This window comes from Micrococcus sp. CH7 (assembly GCF_001595485.1).
In the GTDB taxonomy this organism is placed as follows: Bacteria; Actinomycetota; Actinomycetes; order Actinomycetales; family Micrococcaceae; genus Micrococcus; species Micrococcus luteus.
In genome coordinates, this window is sequence record NZ_LOSQ01000045.1 from 1 (window position 1) to 2544 (window position 2544).

The 2544-nt window shown below is 65.3% G+C and carries 1 protein-coding gene; it reads left to right on the top strand.

What is annotated here, in order from left to right; genetic code table 11:
- Positions 1-417: 417 nt before the first annotated feature.
- Positions 418-2508 carry a MobF family relaxase gene (gene mobF, locus AUV08_RS10915; RefSeq protein WP_231865129.1) on the top strand — a complete coding sequence of 697 codons (2091 nt, stop codon included), beginning with the start codon at positions 418-420 and terminating at the stop codon, positions 2506-2508.
- Positions 2509-2544 lie beyond the last annotated feature (36 nt).

The following is a 2544-nucleotide window of genomic DNA, read 5'->3' on the forward strand; positions in this document are numbered from 1 at the left end:
CCCTGTATCAAGATCCGACCGCCCCGCCAGCACCATCATCAGTCGCTCTCGCGGCTTGACGAAAACCATAGAGGCACCCCCCCAACCAGCGCCGCCGGCGACAGTAGAACGGAATCTGATGTTGTGGACTTGTCTGTCCAGGCTGCAGGGTGAGCCCCTGCGAGGTACCTCGCTCGGGTCACTGGTGGGATGTTTGGGCGCTGCTCGCCGGGGATGCCCGACACATCCTGGCCTGCGCCAGACACAGACTGCAGCGACGAGTGTGTCCCGCCCGATGCTCGGTCTGCCCGCGATGCGCTGTTCCTCCGTGGTGATTGCGGGGACCTCCTTCGGCTGGTGAGACGTGGGCTTGCTTATGACGCACAACGCCCGACATCCGCGGAGTCTGGTGAGACGTGGGTTTCGCACCTCACGGATATGACGGTGTCGATCAGAGTGATGACTGCCGGTGACGGGTACCGGTACCTGTTGAACTCTGTCGTGACCGGTGACGATGACCGTGACGCCCCTTCCGCGCTGACGAAGTATTACCTCGAGTCGGGGACGCCACCCGGTTTTTGGCTGGGCTCCGGTGTCCTCGGTCTTTCTGGCGGCATCGCCGCCGGGGGCCCGGTGAGTGAGGAGCAGCTGCGGCGTCTGATGGGATTCGGACAAGACCCGGACACGGGCGAGCAGCTCGGTCGGCCCTATCGGAGGTTCGCTACTGCGGCGGAGCGGCTAGAGCGTCGTCTAGAGGAGCTTCCTGGCGGGCTTACTGGACAGGAGCGCGATGCTCAGGTCTCGTTGATCGAGGCAGAGGAAGCCTTGAAGCCGATGGGCGCACCGGTGGCGGGGTTCGATCTGACGTTCTCGGTCCCGAAGTCCGTCTCTACGCTCTGGGCGGTCGCTGACGGTGGGATACAGGCACTGATTGCCCAGGCGCACCACGCCGCGATCCAAGATGTGATCGCGCTGTTCGAGCGCGATGCTGCCATGACCCGGATCGGCGCGAAAGGGCCGCGCGGCGCAGTCGCCCAGGTCGAAGTCCAGGGTGTCATCGCGGCAGCGTACGACCACTACGACTCCAGAGCATCGGATCCCCAGCTCCACACGCATGTGGTGGTCGCGAACCGGGTCCAGGCCGCCCATGACGGGAAGTGGCGGACCCTCGATTCCCGTGCCATCCACGCCGCCGTGACGGGGCTTTCGGAGTATTACAACGCCATTCTCTCCGATCGCCTCACCGCGATGCTCAGGGTGGGGTGGGATGCTCGGGAGCGGGGCGAGGGCAGGTCGACGGCGTGGGAGATCACCGGGGTGCCGCAGGAGCTGATGGATGAGTTCTCTTCCCGCACTCGTGACATCGAGCAGGTCAAGGACCGCCTCGTCACGGACTACATGACCAAGCATGGGAGGCAGCCGTCGCCGAAGCTGGTTTGGCAGCTCCGACAACAAGCCACCTTGGAGACTCGACCCCCGAAGCAGCATCACTCGCTGAGCGACCTCACCGCCCAATGGCGAGGTCGCGCGACCGAGCTTCTCGGGGAGGATGCTCCGACGTGGGCCACGATGCTGCTGGCAGGGAGCGTGGAGGAGCCGTTGCTGCGCGCGGACGACATCCCGCTCGATGACCTTGATCAGGTTGCCGAGGTGGTGGTGGCGCGGGTGGGGGACCGGCGGGCGACATGGAAACGATGGAACCTTCACGCGGAGGCCGTTCGGCAGACGATGGGACTCCGGTTCGCGTCCGCGACTGACCGCGATCACGTCACCCAGCAGATCGTCGACGCCGCAGAACGCGTGTCGCTGCGGTTGACTCCGCAGGAGATGGCGTCGAGCCCGCCGACCTTCCGCCGCGCGGACGGATCCAGCGTGTTCCGCCCGAAAGCCTCAACTGTGTTCTCCTCCGAACAGGTGCTCACCGCCGAAGACAGACTGCTTGCCGCGTCGAACGACAGGAGTGGACCGACGGTGCCGCTCACGTGGGTCGAGCACGCGGCGCGGAAGAAGAACCGAGACGGGCATGTGTTGTCACCGGATCAGGAGCGGGTGATCGCGAAGATCGGCGTCTCCGCCCGGACCCTCGACGTGTTGGTCGGTCCGGCAGGGACAGGGAAGACCACCACAATGCGAGCCCTTCGCCAGGCATGGGAGAGACGCCACGGCCACGGCTCGGTCATCGGGCTCGCACCATCAGCTGCAGCAGCCGAAGTACTAGCCGAGGATCTGGGTGTGGCGACGGAGAACACAGCGAAGTGGCTCCACGAACACCGCCACGGCAATTGGAATCTCACTGCCGGTCAGCTCGTCATCATTGATGAAGCATCCCTCGCAGGAACCCTCGCCCTCGACACCATCACCACCCACGCCCAAGAAATGGGCTCGAAGGTGCTGCTGGTCGGCGACTGGGCACAACTTGCTGCGGTCGACGCGGGCGGGGCATTCGGGATGCTGGTGCGTGAACGCGACGATACGCCGGGGGCGTGTCAACTTGTCTGTGTAAGCGGGGTGGTCACAGGTAGGGGTTGATCCGGTCGGGGTAGGCCGCGGCGAGCTGGGCGAGGG

Excerpts from the sequence above, each read along its gene's own strand:
- mobF (WP_231865129.1), top strand. The coding sequence starts at position 418 with ATGACGGTGTCGATCAGAGTGATGACTGCCGGTGACGGGTACCGGTAC.